17 protein-coding genes are annotated in these 18,048 nt (G+C 61.0%); all 17 read left to right on the plus strand.

Features of this window, described 5'->3' with window-relative positions; genetic code table 11:
* Position 1 precedes the first annotated feature (1 nt).
* The 17 genes from H5T73_02430 (at position 2) to H5T73_02510 (ending at position 17,734) form a co-directional block, all read left to right on the plus strand.
* Positions 2-931, plus strand: a complete 930-nt coding sequence (locus H5T73_02430; GenBank protein ID MBC7246624.1) for an ABC transporter ATP-binding protein — start codon at positions 2-4, stop codon at positions 929-931.
* Complete coding sequence (locus H5T73_02435) at positions 922-1,707, plus strand: ABC transporter permease (GenBank protein ID MBC7246625.1); 786 nt, start codon at positions 922-924, stop codon at positions 1,705-1,707. Before H5T73_02430 ends, H5T73_02435 begins: the two co-directional genes overlap by 10 nt.
* 132 nt (positions 1,708-1,839) lie before the next feature.
* On the plus strand, positions 1,840-2,520 hold the full coding sequence (locus tag H5T73_02440; protein MBC7246626.1) for a tetratricopeptide repeat protein: 681 nt from the start codon (positions 1,840-1,842) through the stop codon (positions 2,518-2,520).
* A 187-nt stretch (positions 2,521-2,707) separates the two neighbouring features.
* Positions 2,708-3,931, plus strand: a complete 1,224-nt coding sequence (locus H5T73_02445; protein ID MBC7246627.1) for a type II secretion system F family protein — start codon at positions 2,708-2,710, stop codon at positions 3,929-3,931.
* 369 nt (positions 3,932-4,300) lie between these two features.
* Positions 4,301-4,498 carry a helix-turn-helix domain-containing protein gene (locus H5T73_02450; protein MBC7246628.1) on the plus strand — a complete coding sequence of 66 codons (198 nt, stop codon included), beginning with the start codon at positions 4,301-4,303 and terminating at the stop codon, positions 4,496-4,498.
* 14 nt (positions 4,499-4,512) lie between these two features.
* On the plus strand, positions 4,513-5,574 hold the full coding sequence (gene pilM, locus H5T73_02455) for a type IV pilus assembly protein PilM (protein MBC7246629.1): 1,062 nt from the start codon (positions 4,513-4,515) through the stop codon (positions 5,572-5,574).
* Positions 5,571-6,407: a hypothetical protein gene (locus tag H5T73_02460; GenBank protein ID MBC7246630.1), complete on the plus strand. Its 837-nt coding sequence runs from the start codon at positions 5,571-5,573 to the stop codon at positions 6,405-6,407. The genes pilM and H5T73_02460 overlap by 4 nt, the downstream gene beginning before the upstream one ends.
* 27 nt (positions 6,408-6,434) lie before the next feature.
* Entirely contained in the window at positions 6,435-6,995 is a 561-nt protein-coding gene (pilO, locus tag H5T73_02465) for a type 4a pilus biogenesis protein PilO (protein ID MBC7246631.1), read from the plus strand.
* Between the two features lie 27 nt (positions 6,996-7,022).
* A complete protein-coding gene (locus H5T73_02470) occupies positions 7,023-7,736 on the plus strand; it encodes a hypothetical protein (GenBank protein ID MBC7246632.1) in 714 nt (237 codons plus the stop codon).
* A gap of 161 nt (positions 7,737-7,897) precedes the next feature.
* Entirely contained in the window at positions 7,898-9,055 is a 1,158-nt protein-coding gene (gene aroC, locus H5T73_02475; protein ID MBC7246633.1) for a chorismate synthase, read from the plus strand.
* Positions 9,056-9,071: 16 nt separating this feature from the next.
* Positions 9,072-9,605 (plus strand): shikimate kinase, encoded by a 534-nt coding sequence (locus tag H5T73_02480; protein MBC7246634.1) that lies wholly within the window; start codon positions 9,072-9,074, stop codon positions 9,603-9,605.
* Entirely contained in the window at positions 9,587-10,696 is a 1,110-nt protein-coding gene (aroB, locus tag H5T73_02485; protein MBC7246635.1) for a 3-dehydroquinate synthase, read from the plus strand. Before H5T73_02480 ends, aroB begins: the two co-directional genes overlap by 19 nt.
* Before the next feature lie 40 nt (positions 10,697-10,736).
* Complete coding sequence (gene aroQ / locus H5T73_02490; protein MBC7246636.1) at positions 10,737-11,180, plus strand: type II 3-dehydroquinate dehydratase; 444 nt, start codon at positions 10,737-10,739, stop codon at positions 11,178-11,180.
* 339 nt (positions 11,181-11,519) lie between these two features.
* The gene (locus H5T73_02495) at positions 11,520-12,047 is read left to right on the plus strand and encodes a type II secretion system protein (protein ID MBC7246637.1); all 528 of its coding nucleotides are present in this window, start codon (positions 11,520-11,522) and stop codon (positions 12,045-12,047) included.
* A 4-nt stretch (positions 12,048-12,051) separates the two neighbouring features.
* On the plus strand, positions 12,052-14,823 hold the full coding sequence (locus H5T73_02500; GenBank protein ID MBC7246638.1) for a hypothetical protein: 2,772 nt from the start codon (positions 12,052-12,054) through the stop codon (positions 14,821-14,823).
* Positions 14,824-14,825: 2 nt separating this feature from the next.
* Complete coding sequence (locus H5T73_02505) at positions 14,826-15,407, plus strand: prepilin-type N-terminal cleavage/methylation domain-containing protein (protein MBC7246639.1); 582 nt, start codon at positions 14,826-14,828, stop codon at positions 15,405-15,407.
* Between the two features lie 56 nt (positions 15,408-15,463).
* Positions 15,464-17,734, plus strand: a complete 2,271-nt coding sequence (locus tag H5T73_02510) for a hypothetical protein (protein MBC7246640.1) — start codon at positions 15,464-15,466, stop codon at positions 17,732-17,734.
* Positions 17,735-18,048 lie beyond the last annotated feature (314 nt).

The raw sequence follows: 18,048 nt of genomic DNA on the forward strand, positions 1-18,048 counted from the left end.
CATGGAGCATGTCCTCGCCGTAAGGGGGCTTTACAAGAGCTATCCCGTCAGGTGGCGCAGGGCGCGGCGGGAGGCGCTGCGCGGGCTTAACCTGGAGGTGCCGCGGGGGAGCATCTTCGGCCTGCTCGGACCCAACGGCGCCGGCAAGACCACCACCCTCAAGATCATCATGGGCCTGGCCAGACCGGACGCCGGGAGCTTCACCGTACTGGGGGAGGAGGGGACGAGCCCGCGGGCGCGGGCGCGCATGGGGTTCCTTCCGGAGCAGCCCTATTTCGAGCTCTACCTCACGCCGCGCCGCCTTCTCTCCTATTACGGGCGCCTGGCGGGAATGGACGCCGCGAGGATCCGGGAGCGCTGCAGCCATCTCATGAACCTGGTGGGACTCGCGGACGCGGCGGATCTGCCCCTTGAAAAATTCTCCAAGGGGATGCTGCAGCGGGTGGGGCTGGCCCAGGCCATGCTGGCGGAGCCGGAATTCCTGGTGCTCGACGAACCGTCCACCGGGCTGGACCCGCTGGGAAAGGTACAGGTAAGGGAGATACTGGCAGGCCTTCGCGAGGGAGGCACCACCATCCTTCTCAGCTCTCATCAACTGTCGGAGATCGAGGAGATCTGCGACCGGGTGGCGGTGGTGGCCGCGGGGAAGAACGTGGCCTCCGGAAGCCTTGACGAGCTGTTGCGCTCCGGAGACGAGCTGGAGATCAGGCTGCGGCGCGCGGTGGGAGAGGAAACCCCCGCCCTTCCACCCTCAGCCACGTGGAATGCGGACCGCACGGGACTCTTCGTGCGCCGCGGCGAGCTGAATCCCGCGCTGCACACCCTTATCGCGGCTGGCCTGGAGGTGGAGGAAGTGAGGCCGCGGCGCATGACCCTGGAGGAGTTCTTCGTCTCCCGCGTCGGAGGCGCAGGGGAGGGTGGATGGAGATGAGCAAAACGGCGGCCGTGGCCTGGGGCGTGGTGATGGACGCGCTTCACCGCAAGGTCTTCTACGCCGTGCTCGCCTTCACCGCGCTACTCATCCTGCTCGTTCCCATGCTCCCCACGGCGGAGGTCGGGGTACAGCTGGACCTGGCGCGTGAGGCCGCCCTGGGATTGACCAGCATCATGGCCTTCGTGCTGGCCGTGATCCTGGGAGCGACCATCATCCCGGGGGAGGCGGGGAGGCGCTCCATCTATAACACGCTGTCGCGCCCCCTGCGTAGGAGGCAGTACTACGTCGGGAAATACCTGGGCGTCCTCGTCGTACTGGCCGCGAGCCTGGCCTTCACCTACCTGGTGGTCCTGGCGTTCGTGGGGGCGCGCTATCGCGTCCTGAACCCCGGGCTGGCCAAGGCTTTCTTCGCCATCTTCCTGGAGGGCGCCGTCCTGGCCTCGGTGGCCATGCTCGTGTCCGTGTATATCACTCCCATCCCCGGGGTGCTCCTGACGGGCCTCTTTTACGTTGTGGCGCACGTGAAGGGGGATTTCCTCCACAACGCCATGAGCAACGCGGAGAACTCCCCGGTGCTGCGCGGGCTCGCGGGCATCTTCTACTACATGTTGCCCAACCTGGAGAGGATGAACATAAACGAGACGGTGGCCCACGGCGAGAGGATCTTCAGGGTGGGGGCGGTCGAACTCGCCCTCATCTTCGGCTTGGCCGTTTCCTTCATCGTCATCTTTGCCGCGGCGGGAGTCCTCCTCTTCGAGAGGAAGGACCTGTGAGCATGCGCCCCGGGCCGGAACGGTGAAGAGGGGCGCGAGCGGAAAGCATTCTCCCCGGGAGAGGCCTTTTCCGGAAGAGAGGACTTGTAAGGCGCGGCCGCTGACGGGTAGGAGGGTGCGTTGAGAAAGGCGTTGAGAAGCGAGACGCTCGTCCTGGCGGCGGCGCTTCTGCTGCTTGCAACATTCTTCCAGGCGGCCCTGGACGGGACGCCGGCGGGAACGAAGGGGGACGGGGGCTTCCCCTCCGCAGAAAGCCTCACGCGTTTCCTGGGGGGGATAAGGCAGTACCTCGCCTACGTTTACTTCATCAAGGCCGACAAGCTCCATCACACCTACGGCGACGACCGGGAACTCGTGGCGTATTACCTCCTGGTCTCCTATCTCGACCCCCATTACGTGGACGCCTATTACGTGGTGAGCGGGCTGATATACGATGCGGGAAGGCACCAGGAGGCGCTGGACTTCGCCCTGCGGGGCGTGGCGGCGAACCCGGATTCCGCCGACCTCTACGCCGCCCTGGCCGACATATACATGATGGAGGGTCGCAAGGAGGATGCCAGGGAGGCCTTCGAGAAGGCCGCGGCCCTGCGTGGCAAGTTCGTGGGAAGATATTCCATCCTCAAGGACCTCGCCATAATGTACGGCGCCCTGGGAGACGCGGAGGGCTCGCGGCGGCTCTACCTGGAGGCGGTTGCGTTCAACATGGTGAGGCTTCTGCGGGAAACGGATACAGAGAAGACGGGAACGCTGGTGAGGCTTATCAACGAGGATTGCGACGTGGCTTTGCCGGGGGGGTACGAGGGAGGGCTCTGAGCCTCCCGGGGCGTTTCCCGTTAAAGGTTGGTGTTGAAATTACGATAAATCAATTGATGGCCTGGCGTAAATGCTGTAAAGAGCTGTGAACGTCAGGTCAGCATTGACAATATTGTTGAAGATGTTGTATGTGTTAATAAAGTAAACGCTTTAGACAGGATGGGCTCGGAAAGAAGGGGAGGAGATCGTGGCGCGCACCTATTCCTACCGGGTGAGGGACCGGCAGGGGAAGATAATTAGCGGCAAGCTGGAGGCCGACAGCGAGCAGGCGGTATCCCAGAAACTCCGCGAGATGGGGTATTTCGTCATAGGGGTCGAGGAGGAGAGGGTCCCCATCGCCAAGAAGGAGATACGCATCCTCCAGCCGAAGGTAAAACCAAAGGACATCACGGTCTTCACGCGCCAGTTCGCGACCATGATCAACGCGGGCCTTCCCCTGGTGAAGTGCCTGAGCATCCTGTCGGAGCAGACGGAAAGCCCCGTGCTCACGGAGGTGATCGCCGACGTGCAGCACGAGGTGGAGATGGGGAGGTCCCTCTCGGAGGCGCTGTCCAAGCACCCCAAGATCTTCAAGGACCTTTACACCAGCATGGTAAGGGCCGGGGAGATCGGCGGCGTGCTCGACGACGTGCTGTTGCGTATCGCCACCACGCTCGAGAGCGAGGACGAGATAAGGAGGCGCATCAAATCGGCCATGACCTACCCGGTCGCCATGTTCGCCATCTCCGTCCTGCTCCTCTTCGTCATGCTCATATTCGTCGTACCCATCTTCGAGAAGATGTTCCGGGACATGGGCGCCACCCTTCCTTTCCTTACCCGGATCATCGTGGGCATCAGCCATTTCCTGGCAAGCTGGAAGGGAGCGCTGCTCATCGTCGCCCTCATCGTGGGTTTCGTCTTCCTGCGCAGGTGGCTCAAGACTCCGGCCGGTCGCCGCAAGCTCGACGCCCTTAAATTGAAGCTCCCCATCTTCGGGTCGCTGTTCCACAAGATGTCCCTCTCCCGTTTCTCGCGCACGCTGGGGACCCTGGTGGCCAGCGGCGTGCCCATCCTGCAGGCGCTGGAGATAACCTCCAACACGGTGGGCAACATGCTGGTGGCGGAGGCGGTGGACAACGTTCGCGCCGGCGTCAAGGAAGGGGAATCCATCGCCAGGCCGCTGGGGCAGAGCCCGCTCTTCCCGCCCATGGTCACCCAGATGCTGGCCATCGGGGAGGAGACGGGAGCCCTGGACACCATGTTGAACAAGGTCTCGGACTTCTATGATTCCGAAGTGGCGGCGACGGTGGAGGCCCTGACCTCACTGCTCGAGCCCGTACTCATCGTCTTCCTGGGCGTGGTGGTGGGCACCATCGTCATCTCGCTGTACATGCCCATATTCTCCCTCATATCCCAATTCTCCAAGGGTTGAAGAGAAAAGGCCATCGTGGCCGCCACGTACATGCCCTAAGGCTCGGGGGGAAGGCCAGCGCCAAACGTGCAGGTCCCTGGATAGGCATGGTAAGCGGTTTGCCTTCCCCATGATGGCCGGGGCGGATGGGGCGAAGAGTTGGGCGGTATTGGCGGGGGAGATTCCTGTTAATTTTGTCTAATATTGACAACTAGAATTGCTTTTATATATTCTTTTAATAGTATGTTGGAGATATTAAAAACAGCTAAAGTTTGTTGATGATGTTTACGATGAATAATATTGTCTTTTTGCGAGGTGCGCTTTAAGAGGGTATGCGGAAGGAAAGGATGTCGCAAGAGTCGAAGCCAATAAAAGCTTGGAGGATAGGTGTTGGGGGAGAGTTTCGGCAACAAGTTGTTGACGGTCAACGAAGTGGCTAATATCCTGAGGGTGTCCAACATGACCGTTTACAGGCTGGTGAAGAGCGGGCAGATACCCGCCATCAGGGTTGGCAAGAATTACCGCATTAAGGAAAGCGACGTGAACGCTTACCTCACCAAGGGAAGCGAGAGGGTGGAGAGAGGCTGATCTCGGGGGGATAAATGAGCCCTAAGAAAGGAAGCGTGGCCGTAGGCCTGGACATCAGCTCCAATTCCGTCAAGGTGGCGGAGGTGACCATCGGGAAAGGGGAGGCCGTCCTCACCAACCTGGGCATCGTACACATACCCGAGGGAGTGGTGAGAGACGGCGAGGTGGAGGACGGGGTCACCCTGGCGGAGGCGCTGAAAGAGCTGTGGCCGCTGACGGGGATCAAGAGCAAGTCGGTGACCCTGGGCATCGCCAACCAGAAGGTCATCGTGCGCCCCATCGAGTTGCCTTACATGGAGAAGGAGGAGCTGGAAAGCGCCCTCCGCTTCCAGGTTCAGGAATTCATCCCCATACCGGTGGATGACGCCATACTCGACTTCGACATCATCGAGGAGTTCATGACCGCAGAGGAGGAGCGCATGCTCACGGTGCTCCTGGTGGCCGCCCACAAGGAGATGATACAGAGTTTCATCGAGGTGCTGCGCGCCGCGGGTCTCTCCATAGCGGCCATAGACCTAAAGGCTTTCGCGCTTCCCCGCTCGCTGATCCCCATGGAGGCGCTGCAGGCCGGTTACGGGGAGGGGGAGGCGCTCTGCCTCATAAACGTGGGGGCCGGGATAACCAATATAACCATCCTCAAGGAGGGCGCGCCGCGCTTCGCCCGCTTCCTCCTGCGCGGTGGGGATGATTTCGTGCGCGCCGTCGTCAACAGGCTGGACATGCAGTGGGAGGAGGCGGAGTCGGTGCGCCGGGGCATGATCGTCAATCCCGAAGCCACGGGCGTCCTCGAGCAGGAGATCGTGAACTTCGTGGGCGAGATACGGCGCTCCATAGATTATTACGTGGCGCAGACGCAGGAAAGGGCCTTCAGCAAGGTGATCCTCTCGGGGAGCGGGTCGCTCACCGTCAACCTTGCGCAGGAGATGAACAGGGGACTGCGCCTGCCGGTAGAGATAGGGAGGCCTTTCCAGAACGTGCAATTGGGCAAGCTCCCCTATACACCCGAGGAACTGGCGGAGATAGAGCCCTCGGTGGCCGTGTGCGTGGGCCTGGCGCTTAGGGAGGTGGTTGAATGACCAGGATAAACCTCCTGCCTCCCGAGATAAAGGAGAAGGTCGAGCAGCCGCGACTGGTCCCCTGGTTCATCCTCATGGGACTGGTGACGCTGGCGATCATCGCCGGGCTCTACTTCCTGTTCAGCGCGCAGAAGGCGGGCAAGGAGGATACCCTTAAGGAAAAGCGCGCGGAACTCGAGGAACTGCAGAGGCAGACGAAGCCCATAGAGAGGTTCGAGGCCCAGCAAAGGGAACTGAAGTCGCTGCAGGAACTCTTCATGCAGGCTAACGCGGGCAGGATAGCCTGGGCCCAGATGCTCAACGACCTGGCCATGTACGTTCCGGAGGGGCTGGCCACCGCCTCCAATCCACGTGCCCCCACCATATGGTTGACCTCGTTGACCATCGACGCGCAGCCGCTGGAGGCCCTCGCGGGAGCCGCTCCCGGGCAAGCGGCGGCGGGCGGGACGCCCATAGAGATACAGGGTTACGCCACGCCGGCATGGCTGTGCATACAGACCTGGCTGCCCAGGGCCAGCGACTTCAAGGCGAAGGGCTTCCTGGACGCCTACCCCTATTATTATTACTTCCGGGGTCACCCCAAGGTGGCGGAGTTTTTCGTGCGACTGCAGAACATGGAGGAATGGAGCGACCTCTGGATAACGAGCTCCACCCAGACCAATATATCGGAGACGAGGGTGGTGACGGTGGAGACCTCCCCCGGCGTCTTCGAGCGGCAGGAGGAGTCCTTCTCCGACTGGGCCATACAGTTCACGATAACGGCACGGTGGAACCCCGAGAAGGCCATTTGGGCGGGGGTTTCCGGGAAGGCACCCGAGAGCACGGGGGGTTAAGGGATGCGGTTAAGGATCGGCGCCGGTTTGAAGCTGCTGGCAGGAGCGATCGTGTGCGTGATCGTCCTGGTGCTGGGCCTGTTCCTGATCGTCTTTCCCCAGCGCAACAAGATAAGCGAGGTGGACGCGGAGATAGAGAACATGGAGGCGAGCGTTCAGGCGGAGCAGAACAGGCTCAGCCAGCTGAAGCAGTACGAAAAGGACCCCGAGCAGTTCACACGGCAGATCGAGGTGATCAAGGAACGCATACCGGAGAACATCGAGCTCGCCGACGTCATCGAGCAGATAGATCACGCCGCCGAGGAAGCGGGGCTTGATTTCTACTCCTTCACGCCTTCCATACCCGTGGCGGCGGGCAATTACTACGTGATGACGTGCGAGACCGTGTTCAACGGAAGGTATTTCAACCTGGTGGAGTTCTTCAACCACATCGAGAGGCTGCCACGCTCGGTGAAGGTGGTGAAGCTGGCCATTAATGAGGCTGACGCTGGGCTACCCTACATCCAGGCCACCATCACCATGCGGGTGTTCTTCACCAGCAACCAGGGTATAGAAAAAATCTTGACCACGCCCGGCGCCGGCGGATGAGCGAAGAGCGGGAAGGGGTTATGTGAGATGGCTGGCACGAAGGAAACGGGTTTCCGCGGGAGCGGAAAAGCCGGCGCCCGTGACGACAGAGAGGGAGCCATGCACCGGCTGCTGCTGGGGCTTGCGCTTACCCTCATCGTAGTCGTGTCGCTGGTGCTTGCCGCGGAACCGGGCGCGGAGCGCGCGGGCAGGACTACGCTCTCCCAGGCCATGCTCTCCGGCCGCGGTACGATGGAACTGGACTCGAGCGGCCTGGCCTCGCGCGTGGTGGAGCAGAAGTTCCAGATCCACATGGAGGAGATGGACCAGCAGATGGGGGAGATCCCCTACGTGGAGGTCTGGGTGCTTAACGACCCCTTCTATCCCCTGATGGGAGAGGTGGGCACCCTGCGCGAGAACAGCGGCAACCTCGCCGGCAAGGAATGGCAGATGCTGGGATTCCCCAACTACGAGGAGGGCGGAGGCACCACGACGGGCGCCCCGGTGACATCCGCCCCGTCCGCGGTGCCGGTGACGACGGACGTGAACCAGAGGGTGGTCATGGTCACGGACATCTACGAGATGAGGGGCATCCGCTACGCGGACATAAAGGTTAACGACAACAAGTACCAGAAGCTCAAGGCGGGCAGCGAGTTCGCTGACGTCTTCAAGGTGCAGGAGATAAAGGACACGAGTACGCTCGTCCTGGTCTGTGGAGACGAAGCGTACGAGCTGAAGGTGAACCAGCTGCGCAAGATCTGAGCGGGAAGAGGGGCGAGGAGGGCGGCGCGGAAGCCGCCCTTTTTTCATAACGGGAAAGCCGGAAAACGCTGGAAGGATATGGGAGACGTGGGCCGGCGGAGGATGAAAGCGGTCTGTTATGGTAGATCTCGTATCGTGGTAAGGGAAAGAGGTCGGGTTCCATGCTGAGGTTTCTCGATGCGGGCGAATCGCACGGACCGGGGATCGTGACCGTCGTCGAGGGGATGCCGTACGGGGTTCCCGTGAGCGGAAAGGCGATAGAGGCCGAGCTCGCGAGGAGGCGGCTGGGATATGGTCGAGGCGCCCGCATGGAGCTGGAAGGTGACGAGGTGGAGGTCCTGGGTGGAGTGCGCGGAGGCAGGACCCTGGGCAGCCCCGTCGCTATGCTGGTGAGAAACGCCGAGTACGAGAAGTGGCGGGAGACCATGCCCGTGGAGGGAGAGGTGATGGCGCGGCCGCTGACCGCGCCCCGGCCGGGACACGCGGACCTGGCGGGAGCCCTGAAGTACGGGACGCACGATGTGCGGGACGTGCTTGAGCGCTCCTCGGCGCGCGAGACGGTGGGGAGGGTATGCGCGGGCGCACTCGCGAAGGCCCTCCTGGCCTGCTTCGACATGAGGCTCTATTCCCACGTCTTGAGGATCGGGACCGTCGCGGTTCCGGAAGAACGGGGGCTGCCGGCGGAAAGGGAGGTCGCGAAGGCGGACGGGGATCCCGTGCGCTGCTTGGACGGCGAGATTTCGCTGCGCATGCGCGAGGAGGTGGACCGCGCGAGGGAAGAGGGAGATTCCCTGGGGGGAGTCTTCGAGGTCATCGCCTTCCGGGTTCCCCCTGGGCTGGGCAGCCACGTGCACTGGGACCGCCGCCTTGACGCACGGCTGGCGGCGGCGATCATGGGCATCCAGGCCATAAAGGGGGTGGAGATCGGAGACGGGTTCCGGCTGGCGGGGATGAGAGGCAGCGCGGCTGCCGATGCCATAGACCACTCACCCGGACGAGGGTTCCACAGGCTTTCCAACCACGGAGGAGGGCTGGAGGGCGGCATTAGCAACGGGGAGCCCCTGGTGGTGAGGGCGGCCATGAAGCCCATCCCCACCCTGCGCAGGCCGCTCGCTTCCGTGGACCTGGTGAGCAAGGAGAGGGTGGACGCCGCGGTGGAAAGGGCGGATGTCTGCGCGGTTCCCGCCGCGGCCGTGGTGGCGGAGTCCGCGGTCGCTCTCGTCCTCGCGGACGCGCTCATGGAGAAGTTGGGCGGCGACAGCCTGGAGGAGATGGAAGCGCGCTTCCGGGACCTGCTGGAGCGGCAGAGAGCCTTTTAGGCATGGAGAAATGTTCATGGAGGGGTCTCGCGGAAGCAGGCGCAACCTGGCCCTGGTGGGCTTCATGGGCGCGGGTAAGAGCACCGTGGGCCCCTTGCTCGCCTCGCGCCTGGGCTTGACCTTCGTCGACCTCGATGAGCGCATCGAGGCCGGTGCGGGCATGGACATAGAGGAGATATTCTCGCGCGAGGGAGAGGAGGGTTTCCGCGCGCGGGAGAGCGAGGCGCTGAGACGGGAATTACGGGGTCGGGGAAAGGTGATCGCCTGCGGGGGCGGGATAGTCCTCAGGCGGGAGAACGTGGAGCTTCTCAGGGATAGCTGCATGGTCTGCTACCTGGATGCGGACATGGAGACACTGCTGCGGAGGCTTGAGGGCGGGGAGGGGCGGCCGCTGCTGCGGGGAGGCGGGCTTTCTCGCAGGGTGGAGGAGCTCATGGAGGCAAGAAGGGAAAAGTACCGGGAGGCGGCCCATCTCGTGGTGGATGTGGGGGGAAAAAGCGCCGAGGAGATTGCGGGAGAGATAGCGGAGGCATGGAAAAGATACCGGTAAGGACGGCGGGCGGGGGCTACGAGGTCCACGTGGGGAGGGATATCCTCGCGAGCGTCCTTCCCTCCCTGCTGCGGCGCCTGGCGCCTCGGCGTGTGGCGGTGGTGAGCCACCCCGAGATCATGGAGCTCCACGGCGAACGGTTGCGGGGCATCCTGCGCGAAGCGGTGCCGGGAGAGGAGGCCACCGCGTTCTTCCTCTTCCCCGCGGGGGAGGAGGAGAAGAACCTGGGAACCCTCGAGAGGGGATACCGCGCGCTCCTGAAGGCCGACATCACCAGGGAAGACGTGCTGCTGGCCTTCGGCGGAGGGGTGGTGGGGGACCTCGCCGGCTTCCTGGCCGCCACCTACTTGAGGGGTATCCGCTACCTGCAGGTTCCCACCACCCTCATGGCCATGGTGGACTCGAGCATAGGGGGCAAGGTGGGAGTGGACATGCCGGAGGGGAAGAACCTTGTGGGGGCATTCCACCAGCCGGCGGCAGTGCTTGCCGACGTCGCCCTGCTCGCGACCCTTCCCGGGCGGGAGTTAAGGAGCGGCCTTGCGGAGGTGGCCAAGTACGGCTTTCTCTACGAGGAGGCGATACTGGCTGAGATGGAGGGATGGAGGGAAGGCATCCCGGGCGAGGATTACGATTTCTCGAGCCTGGTGGCGGCGTGTGCCGCTCACAAAGCGAGGGTGGTCTCCGCGGACGAGCGGGACCTCTCGGGAGAGAGGGCCCTGCTCAATTACGGGCACACCTTCGGTCATGCCCTGGAGGCGGCGACGTCCTACCGTGCGTTACGCCACGGTGAGGCGGTGGCGCTGGGCATGATAATGGCGTCCCGCCTCGCGGAGCTGGCCGGGATGGCCAGGGTGAACCTCATGGAACGGCACCTGCAGGTCCTTTCCCCGTTGCTCGGGGAGGCGCGCCTTCCCCGGGACCTAGCCGCCGACCACGTGCTGGCCCACATGCAAAGGGACAAGAAGAAAGGCGAGGCGCTGCGCTTCGTGCTCCTCGAGGAATGGCAGGTGCCCGTGCTGGTGGATTCCCCGCCCCGCGGGCTGGTGGAGCGTGCGGTAGAGGAAGTCCTGGGAGAAACGGCTCCTGCGTAGGCCGACGTGGTACGTTAAGAAGAGAAGGAGGTAGCGGCGGATGTCATTGATAGCCGTGGTTAACGGGCCCAACCTCAACCTGCTGGGCAGCCGTGAACCGGGGATCTACGGCAGCCGGACCTGGGAGGAGGTGAAAGATGACCTGCAGGGGAAGGCGGAAGAACTGGGGCTCGAGCTGGAGTTCTTCCAGAGCAACCACGAGGGCGCCATCATAGACTACCTGCAGACCCTCAAAGGACGCGCCGCGGGCCTGATCATCAATCCCGGCGCCCTAACCCATTACGGTTACTCCCTGAGGGACGCCCTGGCCGACATGGATATCCCGAAGGTTGAGGTGCATATAAGCAACATCTACGCACGGGAGGAGTGGAGGAAAACCTCGGTGGTCTCGCCCGTGGTGCGTGGCGTGATAAGCGGCCTGGGCACGCAGGGGTACATGTTGGCCCTGCAGGCCGTGGCGCGATTGCTACGATGCGTGGAGTGACATGGGGAGGCGGCGAAGACGGGGGACAGGACAGGCGGTTTCATCGGTCCCCCGCCTATCGACGTTCGTATCGCGGGAGTGGAGAGCGCTCTCCGGAAAAGGCATTTTCCCAGGTAATCGTGTTTCGTAACATTATCGTAACATGGTTAACGGCTATTTTGCCGCGGGATGTACTTTTTTGTATTAAGCTGGGGTAAAGGAAGTTCGATTAAACGATTAACGAGGTGAAACGCAATTCGCGATGAAAGCATGTCGTAAGGCGGCGCAGGCGGACGAAAGAGGGTTGCAGGGGCATAAAGGCGGTCGCATATGAAAGGCGATTGTGCGGAAAGACGCAAAATGAGCAGGGAAGATGGCTTCTCCCTCCTGGAACTGGTGGCGGTGGTGATGATATTGGGTATCTTCCTTCTCGTGGCCACGGTAAATTACGCCAATTCACGCAAGGGATTGGCGTTGAGAAGCGGAGTTGAGGAGGTCGAGAGGGCGATAACCCGATGCCGCAATATTGCCCTTCAGGAAGGCGTTGACGTTTACCTCGAGTTCTGGGATGCAGCCGGAGAACACCCCAATCAATACGCCATCTACCGGGCGTATCCGAACGGAAGCAACGAATACAACGATAAGGCTCCCACCGAGACCCCGACCGCAGCCTCCTCTTACACCACGGACGGCATGGGGCATTACTGGTTCAAGATAGCGGAGGGCGCCGTGGAGGTGGTGACGCCCTCCGTCTTCCTGTTCCAGAGAAGGGGGACGGCTGTGACGGTGAGCGTTGTGAGTCCCGCGGGAGGTAGTTTCCAAGTGACCTTGAGAAAGGCTGACCTGACGGGGACGGTCACCTTCAACGACCTGGGGGAGATCATCTGAACATGTGGCGGGCGAAAAGGAGAGAGCGAGATACGAGAGAATACCGCACGGCGTGCAGGAGGAGGCGAGCATGATGCGGCGGCTTGGGAGGGTTTTCAAAAATCTCGGTGACGACGCCGGTTTCTCCGTGGCGGAAGTCATGGTGGCCTTCATCATCCTGGCCTTGGCCCTCATACCCATGGTGAACATGTTCGATTCCGCCTTCCAGGTTTCCGCGGCGGCCACGGACATGAACCTGGCCCAGGAATGCTTGCGGCTCTACAGCGAGCGGGTGAAGAACATCCCCTTCTATTATGCCCATTCCGCCGAGGACCAGAGCGTCAAAAAGGACGTAGACGATTTTTACTGGGGCTCACGCTCGCCCGTCTACGACAACGGTTTCAGCGATGCGCCCTACGTGGAGATGAAGAGCAGCACGGTGGAGCCTTACAAGGGCATGAAGGTGGAGATACGCATGGCCTACCTGGACGAGGAACTGGTGAGCGGGAGGACTCTGCAGGAGGCGGCCGACCTCACTGTCCTGGACGAAAACTGGGGCCCCATGAAGATCTACGGCTACGACCGGCCCATTACCGATACGGGGAAAGCGTTGAACCTGATCCTCTACGAGGTGAGGGTGACGGTGGGCAGCGGCAGACAGTTCACCTCGACCAACCTTTACGCCTCGCCCACCGACGTGCTTGCCAACGTCTTCATAGACAAGGTGGTGAACGTGGACACGGACGCGAACAAAAAGGGGACGCGTTACAACACCTACGGCGACTGCATCAGTGCCCCCCACACGCAGAGCAATATCAAGTTGCGCTTCTACGGCGAGGGCTTTAAGGCGCCGGATCTCGCCTCGGGGCTGGTGTCGGTGAAGCTGGTGCGCGTGGACGACAACGACATCACCCCGAGCAGCCTGGTGTACGGGGAGGATGCCTGGGGCAGATACCTCGAAGGAACGGTAACCCTCAACAGCGGGGGGGCCTCCCTGGCGCACAACCCCTGGTCGCCACGGAGGGTCGTCGGAGAATGGGATGCCTTCCTGGTGGTAAACCACGTCATCTCCGTGCGCAACAAGGCGTTTGTGGTCGAATACCCCCTGCCGATATTCGGCGGGACCTCCGGTTTTTACGACAGCGACGGGGATCGAAAGGGATTCGAGAGAACCACCAACGAGGCGCTGTACTTCACGAACGTGGGTTATTTCACCCACATCAAGGCGCCGGAGGGACAGAACCCGGGCATCGGTGCAACCATCCAGCTCATACACACGCAACTTAATCCACAGACCAATCAGCCTGCGGACATCATCACGGGCACCAATTTCACGTTGACCACGTATACCGACCCCAAGGGCTATCAGGCATCCGGCCTCGCGGCCAGATGCAACTTCAATTTCGTAGGCCACATCGGCGGATGGTACAAGGTGCGTGTCATCAACTGCATAGACCGTGCCACGCCGAGCACGGAAGTGAAGGGCAATACCTATATCGATCTCCCCGAGAGCTTCAATTATTACCTCGAGGGACCGCCGGCTATATACGATGCCTATGTGCTGGGTTACGTGGAAGCCGATGGTTCGTTCACTCCCGTGGCGACATCGCAAAAACGCAATTTCGTATACGATGACCGGCCTTATATGTACAGGATCCGTATCATCGGCCTGAACTTCGACGAACAGGTCGCCGTCTATTTGGGAGCCGGTTCCGCCGATCCGCCGAACGGGGACAACGTGTTCGAAGCATATGACCGATACCATGTTGACGAATACACGCTGGACGTCGATTTCAATATCGCTCCAAGTGTGGCTGATGACCAGCGCGGCCTCTACTGGTTATACGCGAAAAACGCCAACGGGTTGGGAGCGGCCATGAACCCGGCATTCGATATCCGTCGCCCGGCGCCCATCATCTACGGTTACTCGGTCAACACCTACGGGCTGTGGCAGAACTACTACGATGTGCGGATGACCCTGGAGGGAGAGTGTTTCGACGACAATCCCCTCACTCCGCAAACCGATTTCGAGCTGCGCCTGAGGAAGAACACGGAACCGGCCCCCACGGATTACCTGGTGGCCAGTGAGGCCATGGACGAGCCGGTGTCCTCGCTGTCTGGAAGGCGGGTGTCGGCCTCGCTGAACTTCATCGATTGCGACCTGGCGGAATGGGAACTCTACGGGGTCAATAGTGGCGGCGGGACGGACTCGCGCTACCAGGACGCCATACGCGGGTATGAATACCGTGCCGCTTTTGAAATAAAGCTGGGTGTTCCCGTGCTCCGAACGGCGGATGTCCCCTCCACGTCGGACCTGTATTCCTTGAAGATCAAAAGCCGTTACCAAGGTTGCGATACAGGGGGTGTGTGGACGGATTGGAGCGCATGGGACCTGAGCACGGAGGGCGAGCTGACCTATATAGATCCTATGGGACCGGTTCGCAACGCCTGGGCCTGGGAGAACGACCCCGATCACGGAACCGTCAACCTTAGAACCAGGGGCGAGATGTATTTCGTGGAAGTCAGGGGCATGGGATTCGAAAAGGGAGGCACACTGAGCGTGCATGTGAAGAACGACAACGCACCGCCCCATACCGGCATTGACAAGCAGTGGACGGGCTTGCAGGTGAAGGCTAACCGTTCCCAGGCCAGGGTGTGGGTGGAGATGGACGAGAGCATGAAATCTGCGAGCGGTCCGGACGAGGGCGGATTTGCGGAGATCAGGTTGCGAAACGACAGCACCGGGACCTGGCAGCCCTGGTACGTTGATCGCATAGTGTTCAAGAGGGAAGGGTAAACATGAGGCTAGTCGACTTGCCGGCACGCTGCAGCCGAATCGGTTCATGCGGGACCCACTCCGGCGAAGAGGGCTTCACCCTCGTCGAGCTCATCGTGGCCTTTTTCATCCTCTCCCTGCTGGTCTTCGCCACCTTCAACCTCCTGGACGCTCACCTGAGCGAGGGGGAGGTTGTGGTATCGAGTTCGGATATCGCGGAGGAGCTGCGCATGGCCATGGACAACATGGTGGACCAGCTGCGCACGGCAAGGACCTTTACGAGGGCCAGGAGCAGCGACCTCACCTTTCAAGGGTACGTGCTGGGGAGCAATGACCTTCAGACCGTGCGCTTTTTCCTCGACGGAGATAAGCTCAAGATGACCTGCACCGCTCTCTTCGCGGGCGATAAGGTCATAGCGAGCGGGGTGAAAAGCCTGGCTTTCGCCTATTACGACAAGGCGGATACCCAGTTGACGAACCCCGACGGCAGCCAGGCTATACGAGACAGCATAACCCAGGTGGAAATAGTGCTCACCCTGGCCAGGAGCGGCGGTGGCGTCGCGGTGGAGAAGACCGCCACCACCAGGGTGAGGATCAAGAAGTGAGGCGGCAAGCCGTCATGTGCCTGCGCAACGAGACGAGGAGACGGGAGTGAGGGGCCATGGCTGAGAGGAAGAAAACGAAAGAGAGTCACGCGAACGTATGGCGGGGACACGGCCCTGCAGTTTCGCGGGGCGGGGACGAAGGCGGTTTCGCCATGCTCTTCGTCGTGTTCGCCATCATGGTCATCGGCATCCTCGGGGCTCTGCTCCTGCTCTACACCTCGGTGGCCCTGAGGAACGCGGTGGGCGTTACGCCCGCCTCCCGCGCGCTGGCCGCAGCGGAGACCGGGCTGGACGTGGCGCATGCGCGCCTGGCGGGGGGGAGCATCGAGGACAGCACGACCATCCCCACCTCCTACCTCTGGGACGGCAAGGGCTCCTACACGGTGACGGTCACCAGGAACCCCGACTTCGGCGACGGGGACCCTTATGACTGGAAGATAACCTCGTACGGCGAGTACCGCGCCAACGTGGAGGGGGTGGAGAGGACCTATTACCGCACCGTGGAGGAGGTGATCAGCTTCGCGGGCGGCAAGTATTACAACGCCCTGGATTACGTGCTGTTCTCCAAGGAGGGCAAGATAGACATGAACATGGACGGGGATCTCAGGGCATTAAACATCACAACTTGCTCCATAAACGGTGATATCTATGCCGGGAAGGACGTGATCGTCTCCAATTCATCTTCTCTGGTGGGATCGAACAGCTTCAACCTGAACGGCGATATAATAACCGAAAAGGGTGACGTGATCATCAAAAAACGTGCCCGCTTCATAAGCAGCTCGAGCTTGAACATAAACGGCGACATATACAGCGGCGCAATGGCCTCTTCCGACAGCGATAACGGCGGTGTCCTCATCGAAAACAGGGCTTCCGCGGCGAGCGACGCAACGACGAACTTGGTAGGCAACATTCATTCGAGAGGGAAGTTAAGCGCAATATGGAACGATTCAAGCTTCACACATGGTGGAAGGGGCGTGAGCCTGTGCAACGAGATGTCGACTGGAGGCATTTTCTTTAGCCATAGCCTGAAGATCGGCATCACGGGGAACGTCTATTCGATAAGCGATGTAGTCGGAGAAAACAACATCAGTGCGAGCCTCAGTTCGTGCAACGTCACCACCGATATCAAGGGTTCGGTCAGCAGCAAGGCGAACGTCACCCTTGACGGGAGCAGCCGGACCGGTAATGTCGTAACCTCCCACAATATCAACGGGAGCATTTATTCAGGTAAGGACGTTACGCTTAACGTGAATGCCCATTACGGGGGCGCAGATGGTGGTATCACCGTGGGGGGGAGCGTTTATTGTGCCGGGAGATTCCAGGCATTGGCTGACAGTAATGCGGCTCTTGGTTCCTCCCGAGCCGCTGTGACAATCGACGGCAGCCTTTACGCACTGGGTAACGTGAACGTAAATTGTGATGCAGTGGGCTTAATTATTTCTAAAGCACGGTCCCATTTTTACGTGAAAGGTGGAGGCAGCGTCATCAATCCTCCAAACCTCGCGGGGGGTTTCTCGTCCGGAGGGGAGATGACCTTACGTGCTTCGGAGTATCTTAACGCCGAGGCCATCCTGTACATGAAGCCGAACGCCAGGGACAAGACCGCAGACGGCCCGACGATACAGGAGGTGGGCGGAGGTGATGTGCAGGAAGGCACGAAGACGCCGCCGGTCTCCTTCAGCGACTCCTTGCCCGAGCCGATAGAGCCCCTTTCCTACAACGAAGTGTTGATGCCGCAGTGTGACTTCGCCTACTACGCGGAGGAGGCCAAGGCACAGATGGAGGTTGACAAAGATCCCCGCCACTATGTCACGGCGCCTCCGGGGGGCGAGTACTCGTTGACCCTCGGGGCGGACGACGTGAAATCGAGTGTATACGTCGTTTTCTGCAATGGCAACCTACTCATAAACTCGGTGACCGTTCCTGTAAACACCAAGGCCGTGTTGGTGGCAACCGGCAATATCAGGTTAAGGGAACTGTCGAGGCAGGGAGCCGGCGACGCCGAGTTCCAGATAATCGCCAAGAACAAGTTTTACTATGACGCAAGCGGCAACATGAAGATCGACGACAATGACCGGGTTTTCATCTATGCCGCTCATGAGACCTATGACCCGACTACCGACCCGGTCAGCGTGGTCTACGAGATGGGGTGGTTCAAGAACATATACGGGCAGATCACGGCAAGGGGCGATATAGTACTCAACTCGAGCGGGTCCGCCTTCTCCTGGTTCCCGCTTGCGAATTACTCGATAACATATCGTAACCCGTCGGTGCTGGGTGAGGCGTTCCGCATCCCCTTCAAGGTGAAATCCTGGAAGGAACTGTGAAGAAGGACGGCGATAGGGGCGGCGGATGACCGCCGCCCCATATTTTTACGGGAGGCTTCGGCCTCCGTCTTAAACGCACTTTACGCCTGTCTTGATCCTTGCCTGGGATGCGATGGGGCTTTGAGCATTCTCGCCGGAGTTACGGTGTCGTCGTGTTCCTTGCATGATGGCGCAAGGAACGCTGCAAGAGGTACTCGCCGCCACCCGCACCCTGCATGGGCGAGAAGGATCGATCGCGAGCCGGAGAGGCGATGGGACGGCAAAACGCTCGAAAAGGCGGAAAAGAGGGAGTAGTGCAGGAGAAAGGGGGCGCG

The organism is Actinomycetota bacterium, from assembly GCA_014360655.1.
In the GTDB taxonomy this organism is placed as follows: Bacteria; Actinomycetota; Geothermincolia; order Geothermincolales; family RBG-13-55-18; genus JACIXC01.

Excerpts from the sequence above, each read along its gene's own strand:
- H5T73_02430 (MBC7246624.1), top strand. The coding sequence starts at position 2 with ATGGAGCATGTCCTCGCCGTAAGGGGGCTTTACAAGAGCTATCCCGTC.
- H5T73_02435 (MBC7246625.1), top strand. The coding sequence starts at position 922 with ATGGAGATGAGCAAAACGGCGGCCGTGGCCTGGGGCGTGGTGATGGAC.
- pilM (MBC7246629.1), top strand. The coding sequence starts at position 4,513 with ATGAGCCCTAAGAAAGGAAGCGTGGCCGTAGGCCTGGACATCAGCTCC.
- H5T73_02460 (MBC7246630.1), top strand. The coding sequence starts at position 5,571 with ATGACCAGGATAAACCTCCTGCCTCCCGAGATAAAGGAGAAGGTCGAG.
- H5T73_02470 (MBC7246632.1), top strand. The coding sequence starts at position 7,023 with ATGGCTGGCACGAAGGAAACGGGTTTCCGCGGGAGCGGAAAAGCCGGC.
- aroC (MBC7246633.1), top strand. The coding sequence starts at position 7,898 with ATGCTGAGGTTTCTCGATGCGGGCGAATCGCACGGACCGGGGATCGTG.
- H5T73_02480 (MBC7246634.1), top strand. The coding sequence starts at position 9,072 with ATGGAGGGGTCTCGCGGAAGCAGGCGCAACCTGGCCCTGGTGGGCTTC.
- aroB (MBC7246635.1), top strand. The coding sequence starts at position 9,587 with ATGGAAAAGATACCGGTAAGGACGGCGGGCGGGGGCTACGAGGTCCAC.
- aroQ (MBC7246636.1), top strand. The coding sequence starts at position 10,737 with ATGTCATTGATAGCCGTGGTTAACGGGCCCAACCTCAACCTGCTGGGC.
- H5T73_02495 (MBC7246637.1), top strand. The coding sequence starts at position 11,520 with ATGAGCAGGGAAGATGGCTTCTCCCTCCTGGAACTGGTGGCGGTGGTG.
- H5T73_02505 (MBC7246639.1), top strand. The coding sequence starts at position 14,826 with ATGAGGCTAGTCGACTTGCCGGCACGCTGCAGCCGAATCGGTTCATGC.
- H5T73_02510 (MBC7246640.1), top strand. The coding sequence starts at position 15,464 with ATGGCTGAGAGGAAGAAAACGAAAGAGAGTCACGCGAACGTATGGCGG.